Source organism: Lysinibacillus sp. NPDC056232, from assembly GCF_042267565.1.
Taxonomy (GTDB): domain Bacteria; phylum Bacillota; class Bacilli; order Bacillales_A; family Planococcaceae; genus Lysinibacillus.
Genome location: NZ_JBHJTF010000076.1, coordinates 1 through 8,061, shown reverse-complemented (window position 1 = coordinate 8,061; position 8,061 = coordinate 1). Strand labels below are relative to the sequence as shown.

Below are 8,061 nucleotides of genomic sequence, written 5' to 3'. Positions count from 1 at the left end.
TGATGTCCAAAATTTTGTTTCGTTCACTAACTCAAGGTTAGCTACTAAAAACTTTATTGATTACGTTTTGCTTGTTCAGTTTTCAAGGTTCATTTTTTACCGTCGACCAGCGACAGGAATTAATTATATCAAAATATCAATATATTTGTCAACAACTATTTTGAAATGTCTTTTCACTGTCAATGTGACAGGACTTTATTCTATCAAAATATCAATATATTTGTCAAACCTATTTTGAAATGTTTTTTACTGTCGTAGTGACAGGAATAACAATATATCACGATTACTTCTCACTTGTCAACATGTTCAATCAATTTAGTTTTTTTCAATATAGTAGATTTTACGACAGCTAAATAAAACTATCGAATAGAGCTTTTATGGATATAGTAGATCAAAATAAAAAACAATTCCTTTCAATTAAAGAAACACATCGTAAGGTTACTATATTTATGTCTAAATAAATAATTAGCCTATTAGACGGAAACGAATATTTTTCAGCATATTCGTTTCCGTTCTGTGTATGTTGATTTGTACAAGATTGGATTCTGCCACATCCATAGGAGAAATGCGATTTAAAGGTTTTCTCAGAAACATCCTTTATTATCAATTATACCTCGGCATAATTGCGTCCGGAGCTTTAACTTCTTTCAACGAGTGTTTGGATACTCGCTGAAAGAAGTTAAAAGCCGCTGATATGTACATTAGCGGCTCCCCTTTGTTATTCACTACATAAATGCTCCATAAGTGTTGCGTAATCCAAATTGCCGCATTGTATCACTTGCCCATCCTTTTCTACTACCGGAATCAATAACATATATTTCTCATGTATGCTCTCATCTTCTTCAATATCAATGATTTCAATATCGAAATGTATATCCTCCTGTACAAGCTTTAATGTATGCAGTCCCTCTACACAAAGCCCACAGTTAGCTCTACTAAAAAATTTCACGTTCAAATTACAGCACCTCCATAAAGTAATTATAAAACGAAATAGCTATCTGGAAGCAAGATTCTGTCATCACCCTTTCACCTTATCGTTTAATTCAACAGATTCTTTTTTTACAACAGTGGTATTCTTGCCAATGATTACGGATGCCACAACAATGATGGCTATTACAATAGTAACTAAAGTAATTGGTTCATTGAGAAATAATGCTGCAAAAATAATCATTAAAAATGGCTGTAAATATTGAATTTGGCTTACTCTTGAAATGCCTCCCATAGCCATTCCACCATACCAGGCTACATATGCTAAAAATTGACTAACAATAGCAAGATACAGAAAGCTAATCCAAGCTTTTAAAGGAGCCTGCAACATCTCAGCTGATACGTTTAGTAACGCTGGAATAATAAGTAAAGGAGTAGCAATTATGATTGCCCACGCGATAACTTGCCAGCTTCCTAATTCTCGTGCTAGCACGCCTCCTTCTGCATAACTAAGTCCGAGTATGATAACAGCAGCCAATAAGGCTAAATCTGCAACATGTAACTGGCCTAGCCCAAGATACGTAGCGTAAATCACTACTGCCAACGCGCCAACTATACTCGATATCCAAAATTTAATGGACGGAATTTCTCCTCCCCTTATCATGGCAAACCCCGCTGTTGCTAAAGGTAAAAGGGCTAATTCCACAGCTCCATGAGAAACTGGCAAACTTGTCATAGCCCAAGAGGTGAGTAAGGGGAATCCTAAAACTGCGCCTAAAGAGACAATAATTAAACTCTTGAATTGACGAGCAGTGGGCAGTTTTTCTTTTTTCACAATCAATACAAGAGTAACTAAAATCGAAGCTACTACTGCTCTTCCTAAGCCAACAATTGTAGTCCCAAAATAGTCTACCGCTACACTTGTTGCAGGTAATGTTAAGCTGAAACAGATGACGCCCACTAAGCCTAATAATAATCCCATTTTTTCCTTCTTATTGTCCTGCACCATTATCAACCCCTTATATTTTTATACAAATCTGTACCATTTGTGCTGGTACAATAAATATTACGAGGAGCTACCGTAAAAATAAACAGAATTTTCAACCATCTGTCCTGGTACAGAATAAGGAGGGCTTTATATTGTATATAAAATATAATGAGATTATTGATGAAATTAAAGATCAGCTAACACAGGGATTACTTATAGCAGGTAGTAAACTTCCTTCAGTACGACAACTTTCCGAAAAATTCTCCTGCAGTAAAAACACCGTTATTAAAGCGTATGATGAGCTAGAAAAAGAGCACTTAATTTTTTCTGTCCCGAAAAGCGGCTATTATGTTGTCAATGAATTTCAAAATCCAGACAGTAAAAATAATATTATTGACTTTTTGTCTGCTGGTCCTGATAAAGACATCATGCCCTACATTGATTTTCAGCACTGTATCAATCAGGCCATTGATACTTATAAAGAAGAATTATTTACTTACACCGATCAACAAGGTCTCTACTCATTACGACTTCAATTAGTGAAGTATTTACAAAACTTACAAGTATTTACCCAACCCGATAGATTATTTGTTGTATCAGGTTCTCAGCAAGCTCTAAATTTATTAGTTTCCATGCCATTTCCGAATGGGAAAAACAATATTTTAATTGAACAACCTACTTATTTTGGTTTTATAGAGTCTGCTAATTTGCAACAAGCGACTACGTTTGGAATTGATTTATCTATGGAGGGGATTGATTTTGATCGTCTAGAATATATTTTTCGAAATAACGATATTAAGTTTTTCTATATTGTTCCGAGGTTTCATAATCCACTTGGACATAGCTATACGAATAAAGAGAAAAAAAGAATTGTTGAATTAGCGGAAAAATACGATGTATATATAGTTGAGGATGACTTTTTAGGGGATTTGGATCCAAATACTAAATCAGATCCATTATTCGCGTACAATCCTTCTGGCAGAGTTATTTATATTAAAAGTTTTTCTAAAGTTTTTCTACCTGGTTTAAGAGTTGCGTCTTTAGTTCTTCCAAAATTAATGAGTAACAATTTTTTACGCTATAAATTTACTGCTGATTTTAATAGTTCTGTTCTTTCTCAAGGAGCATTAGAGATTTATTTAAAAAATGGAATGATGAATAGCCATGTTAAGAAAATAAAAGAGCTGTATTATAGGAAAATGAAACGTCTGCAGGAAGCTTGTGAGTTATTGCTACCAAATAATACGCTTTATACGAAGCCCTCTTCCGGATTCTATCTTACAATCGCTCTCCCTGAGAAAGTGACTACAAAGCAGACTGTCAATTTGTTAAAAGAACAAAGTATTCTTGTAGATGATGCAACTAGAATGTTCCTACCCGAATATAAAAAAGAAAACCTGATTCGATTAAGCATTTCTCAAGTTAAGGAAAATCAAATTCATACTGGAGTAGAAAAACTTGCTCAATGTATCACATTTATTGATAGTAAGAAAAATGATATATATCGAAATAGTTTTCAGCTCTTATAATAGCTATGTCCTGACTACACATTCGGAAGCGGCATAAACAATTTTCAGTATCAATCCTTTAATTAGAGCATCAAAACTAGAAAAAGACTGTGCAAGAAACTTATCTCCTACACAGTCTTCTTTCATATTATTTTTTTAGATGGCTATCTAAGAATTTTAGCATTGCATTGTAGAATTCAATTTTGTTTTCTTCATTTTGAAAACCACGGCCTTTATTATCCTTCACCATGTATTCTACATCGACGTTCTACTTGACTGCTAGTTTCATTGGCAGCGCGTACTTTTCTGGTGAAAATCCCTTTTAAACCAGAAAAAAAGTGAACTACAATGAGTTCACTTTTGAATATAATATATTAAAATTTCCGACTTGCTCCACCACCAGCAGATGAACCTCCTCCGAATCCGCCAAAACCACCGCCTCTAGATCCGCCACTGCCAAAGCCGCCACCAAAACCACCTGGATAACCGCCACGTCGACCTGAACGAGGTCCTCCCCCTCTACCATTGGAAATAAACGTATAAACAACAAGTACTATGATAACGATTAAAATAATCATCCACGTTGGCATTTCTTCATTGTCATCTGTATTTTCAGGCATCTCTCCATCCCAATTGTACTCTTGTGCGACATTTTGAAATACTTCCGCGTACGTTGCTTTAAATGCCTTATCAATATCTCCAGCACTTGCATTTGGATAAAACGCCGAATCTAAAATGCGACCCAACTTGCCATCAGGTAATGCCCCTTCGAGACCTTGACCTACAGCAATAACAACATCATTATTGCCTTCCCCCTGCCCAAACGTTGCTAAAATTAACACACCATTATTTTTCTTGGCATCGCCAATACCCCAAGAGCGAATCATTTTTGTAGCATACATTTTTGGTTCTTGGCCACTAATATTATCTACTGTTACGACCATAATTTCAGCACCTGTACCTTTATCTAGCTGCTCTGAATAATGATTAAGCTCTTCCTTCACGGAGGCAGATAAAACATTGGCAAAATCATGAATATACGTATTTTTCATTGGCGTGGGCATTGCGGCATCTGCCGTTCTAATAGATAAGATAAATATGAAACCAACAATAGCAAGTTGGATCATCAACCGTTTCATCATTGTTTACCTGAACCGCTAAAATCTATAGACGGTGCCTTTTCAGAACCCGCAGCTGCTTTAAAGTATTCCTTCTGTTCGAAACCAAACATCCCCGCAATTAAATTGCCTGGAAAACGTTTGACTGTTTTATTAAAAGTCTGCACTTCATTGTTGTAGTCTTCTCGGGCAACAGCTAAGCGGTTTTCTGTCCCCGCTAATTCATCCATTAATTGACGGAAATTTGCATCTGCCTTTAAATTTGGATAATTTTCTACGACTACTAGCAATCGACTAAGTGCTCCGTTTAATGCATCATTGGCAACCGCTTGCTCCTTTGGACTTTGTGCACTTCCCATTTGTGCGCGTGCCTCTGTAATGCTAGCGATAACTTCTTTTTCATGATTGGCATATCCTTTTACAGATTCTACCAAGTTCGGAATCAAATCGTAGCGACGTTGCAGCTGATTTTCAACCTGAGCCCATTTCGAATCAACGCTTTCCTCGGCCGTTACAAGACTATTGTATTTTGGAATAAATAGTAAGGCCAATACAACTAAAATAATAACGATAATCCCGATAGGTCCAAATAATCTTTTCAATTTAAAACCACCTTCGCCTTCTTTTAGCTATCACTTAAAAACAGAAATACTATTTATTTTGGTGATGAGCCTTTCTTTTCCTTACCACTAATGTGCAACAAATAAACATCTCTATTCTACATATATGCAAATGCATTAATACCGTATGAAATTTATCTAACGTGCCATACTTAATACTGTAACAAACTATGATATTTAGGAGGCGCTTTTTTTGACACAATCGTTTCATAACGAATCATCAAGCCAAACATCAACCAACCAACAACAAAGCCTAAATCATGGTGGACATGAACAAATGGACTTGCATGAAACAATCGGTGCAATCATTGCTGGTATGAATCAATCCATTGTTTTACGTCCACATGTTAAGGACACAGAGTTGCTTAGCATTTTGGATAGCCAATATAATTTCACATTAGGTATGTATAACACTATTGTGGAATCTTATAACACAGGTCATGATCCGTCTGTTCCTACAGGTCGCTATCAAATGCAGACAGGAAATAATTTCAAATACGGAATAAACCCTGGCCAACCTAAAAAGCCTATGCAAAATGCAAGTGAACTCAACGATGAAGCCATTTCTGGCTTCTTACTTGGGGCTCAAAAAGGTGTAGCAAAAGGTATGACTGCAGCAGCAACAGAAACTACAAACCCAGTTGTCCGACGTGTTATTGCAGATAGTATTCCCAACTGTATTGAAATGGCATACGAATTATCTATTTACCAAAATATGCATGGCTACTATCAAGTACCTCAGTTTTCTCAACAAGATATGCATACAATGCTTAATGCATACGGCACTACAACAAACCCCCTTCATTAATTATAAAAAAACAAAAGCAGTCCCCTTTGTGGTGCATTATCACAGAGGGGCTGCTTTTGTTTAATGAGCTATAAAGCTTTTCGGGTTTTGCGGATTACCAAAGATATCTCTCGGCGGTCCTTCTTCGACCACATACCACCATCCACGAAAGACAACACGATCTACAACTTCACAGGCAAAGCCCATTTCATGTGTTACCACGATCATGGTTATACCTTCGTCTTCAAAAAACAGACTAAATAAATGAAAATATCGTTTGATGCAAAAAAAAAGAATCCCCTCAGATAGGATTCTTTCTTTCGACTAGTATAACTAGTCTTCACGTACAGTATGTTCACTAAAAAATAATTTGGAGTTGTTGCTTTTTTGAAGGTTTGAAAGGAACAAATGCGGGAATAATGCCTATTAGGCAACATTCCCATTATTTACCCTCTCTTTTCCCCACTAAGCAGGCTGCTAAACTACTTATTAGGAGAATTTGGGTTATAAAAGTATATCAAAATCAGTAAAATGGCGCCCTCGGAGGGAATCGAACCCCCAGTGCAAGAACCGGAATCTTACGTGTTATCCATTACACCACGAGGGCAATTGAACACAAAAAAAAAGTACCCACTAGGCTTTACGAAAAGCAAGATGTAGATAATCCTCATTGGAAGCATACCTGACAAAATAGTGTACTGTACTTTAACTTATGACCTTATCAATTATACAAACGTATTGCTCATAATTCAACTATAGAATGTAAAACATTTAAACTTTTTTTATTTTCATTCAGTTAGTGTCAAAATACCTATTAATTGAAAATACAGCCTACAGCGTATGTCACGCATTAGAAAGGAATTTTTGTGCGGGCACAATTCAAAATCTTGACGCATTGTTTACCTGCGCGAAAGCGAAGCGGCAGCAACAAATGTTTTCTGTGCGAAAGCGAAACGACAGCAACAAATGTTTTCTGTGCGAAAGCGAAGCGACAGCAACAAATGTTTTCTGTGCGAAAGCGAAGCGACAGCAACAAATGTTTTCTGTGCGAAAGCGAAGCGACAGTAACAATTAAGCCAAGGCGAATTTTTTTAATTTATTTCACTTTAACAGGGTTAATATTTGACCTTCCCTGACTATAATGTGTATGATAAGTATACAGCTGAACTACAATGGAAGTTTTCAGCAAAGTATTCGAATTTAGTTTTTTTAAGGAGGATTTAACATGAATTTAATTCCTACAGTTATTGAACAAACAAGTCGTGGCGAACGTGCGTATGACATCTATTCACGACTACTAAAAGACCGTATTATCCTTTTAGGAAGTGCAATTGACGACAACGTTGCTAACTCAATTGTTGCTCAACTTCTATTCCTACAAGCAGAAGATCCAGATAAAGATATCTTTCTTTATATTAACTCACCAGGCGGATCAATCACTGCTGGTATGGCAATTTATGACACAATGCAAATTATCAAGCCACAAGTACAAACAATTTGTATTGGTATGGCAGCATCTATGGGCGCTTTCCTACTTGCTGCTGGTGAACCTGGTAAACGTTTCGCATTACCGAATGCTGAAGTAATGATTCACCAACCTCTTGGCGGTGCACAAGGTCAGGCAACTGAAATCGAAATCGCTGCAAAACGTATTTTATTCTTACGTGAAAAATTAAACGGTATTTTATCGGAGCGCACAGGTCAACCACTTGAAGTCATTGCAAGAGATACAGACCGCGATAACTTCATGACTGCAGAGCGTGCAAAAGAATACGGCTTAATCGACCAAATCATGGAACGTAAATAATAAATTAAAGGCATCCCAGATTTATTTCTGAGATGTCTTTTTTTGTTTGCTTTGATGGGCCTATCCACCATTTCAACTCTTCTATCCACAACTTTGACCTTTCTATCCATCATTTCGGCTCTTCTTTCCGTCGCTTTGACTCTTCTTTCCGTCGCGGCTTGTCTTTCCGTCGCTTCGGCTTGTCTTTCCGTCGCTTCGGCACTTCTTTCCGTCGCTTTGACTTTTCTTTCCGTCGCGGCACTTTCTTTCCGTCGCTTCGGCTCTTCTTTCCGTTCGGTTATAGACTTATACGTTCGCAGGAGTGAG

General features: G+C 36.9%; 9 protein-coding genes, 1 tRNA gene and 1 pseudogene. 4 read left to right on the top strand and 7 right to left on the bottom strand.

Annotated elements, in window-relative coordinates; all coding sequences use genetic code 11:
* Positions 1 to 718: 718 nt before the first annotated feature.
* Together ACFCYJ_RS26975 and ACFCYJ_RS26970 are read right to left on the bottom strand one after the other, a co-directional pair.
* Positions 719 to 955, bottom strand: coding sequence for a glutaredoxin family protein (locus tag ACFCYJ_RS26975; protein ID WP_376079008.1), 237 nt, complete (start codon positions 953 to 955; stop codon positions 719 to 721).
* Positions 956 to 1,018: 63 nt separating this feature from the next.
* Positions 1,019 to 1,936 carry a DMT family transporter gene (locus ACFCYJ_RS26970; RefSeq protein WP_376079006.1) on the bottom strand — a complete coding sequence of 306 codons (918 nt, stop codon included), beginning with the start codon at positions 1,934 to 1,936 and terminating at the stop codon, positions 1,019 to 1,021.
* Between the two features lie 131 nt (positions 1,937 to 2,067).
* On the opposite strand from ACFCYJ_RS26970, the gene ACFCYJ_RS26965 reads away from it, so the two are divergent.
* Positions 2,068 to 3,444, top strand: coding sequence for an aminotransferase-like domain-containing protein (locus ACFCYJ_RS26965; protein ID WP_376079004.1), 1,377 nt, complete (start codon positions 2,068 to 2,070; stop codon positions 3,442 to 3,444).
* A gap of 353 nt (positions 3,445 to 3,797) precedes the next feature.
* On the opposite strand, the gene ACFCYJ_RS26960 is transcribed toward ACFCYJ_RS26965, so the two are convergent.
* On the bottom strand, positions 3,798 to 4,565 hold the full coding sequence (locus ACFCYJ_RS26960; RefSeq protein WP_376079003.1) for a TPM domain-containing protein: 768 nt from the start codon (positions 4,563 to 4,565) through the stop codon (positions 3,798 to 3,800).
* Positions 4,562 to 5,143, bottom strand: coding sequence for a LemA family protein (locus ACFCYJ_RS26955; protein WP_376079001.1), 582 nt, complete (start codon positions 5,141 to 5,143; stop codon positions 4,562 to 4,564). Before ACFCYJ_RS26955 ends, ACFCYJ_RS26960 begins: the two co-directional genes overlap by 4 nt.
* 211 nt (positions 5,144 to 5,354) lie before the next feature.
* Here ACFCYJ_RS26955 and ACFCYJ_RS26950 point away from each other — a divergent pair, with 211 nt between their 5' ends.
* Positions 5,355 to 5,969, top strand: a complete 615-nt coding sequence (locus ACFCYJ_RS26950; RefSeq protein WP_376079000.1) for a spore coat protein — start codon at positions 5,355 to 5,357, stop codon at positions 5,967 to 5,969.
* Positions 5,970 to 6,029: 60 nt separating this feature from the next.
* Here the strand turns inward: ACFCYJ_RS26950 and ACFCYJ_RS26945 are convergent.
* Both ACFCYJ_RS26945 and ACFCYJ_RS26940 read right to left on the bottom strand, forming a co-directional pair.
* Positions 6,030 to 6,188: pseudogene (locus ACFCYJ_RS26945) on the bottom strand (peptide ABC transporter ATP-binding protein); the annotation flags it as partial.
* 292 nt (positions 6,189 to 6,480) lie between these two features.
* A tRNA-Arg gene (locus ACFCYJ_RS26940) sits at positions 6,481 to 6,555 on the bottom strand.
* A 333-nt stretch (positions 6,556 to 6,888) separates the two neighbouring features.
* Between ACFCYJ_RS26940 and ACFCYJ_RS26935 the strand changes: the two genes are divergently transcribed.
* Positions 6,889 to 7,023 (top strand): hypothetical protein, encoded by a 135-nt coding sequence (locus ACFCYJ_RS26935; RefSeq protein WP_376078998.1) that lies wholly within the window; start codon positions 6,889 to 6,891, stop codon positions 7,021 to 7,023.
* A gap of 150 nt (positions 7,024 to 7,173) precedes the next feature.
* Positions 7,174 to 7,755, top strand: a complete 582-nt coding sequence (clpP, locus tag ACFCYJ_RS26930; protein ID WP_132361998.1) for an ATP-dependent Clp endopeptidase proteolytic subunit ClpP — start codon at positions 7,174 to 7,176, stop codon at positions 7,753 to 7,755.
* A gap of 109 nt (positions 7,756 to 7,864) precedes the next feature.
* Here the strand turns inward: clpP and ACFCYJ_RS26925 are convergent, their stop codons facing one another.
* Positions 7,865 to 7,996, bottom strand: coding sequence for a hypothetical protein (locus ACFCYJ_RS26925; RefSeq protein ID WP_376078996.1), 132 nt, complete (start codon positions 7,994 to 7,996; stop codon positions 7,865 to 7,867).
* Positions 7,997 to 8,061: the final 65 nt, after the last annotated feature.

Bases quoted from the DNA above. Each gene is read 5' to 3' on its own strand.
- ACFCYJ_RS26970 (WP_376079006.1), bottom strand. From the start codon at position 1,936: ATGGTGCAGGACAATAAGAAGGAAAAAATGGGATTATTATTAGGCTTA.
- ACFCYJ_RS26960 (WP_376079003.1), bottom strand. From the start codon at position 4,565: ATGATGAAACGGTTGATGATCCAACTTGCTATTGTTGGTTTCATATTT.
- clpP (WP_132361998.1), top strand. From the start codon at position 7,174: ATGAATTTAATTCCTACAGTTATTGAACAAACAAGTCGTGGCGAACGT.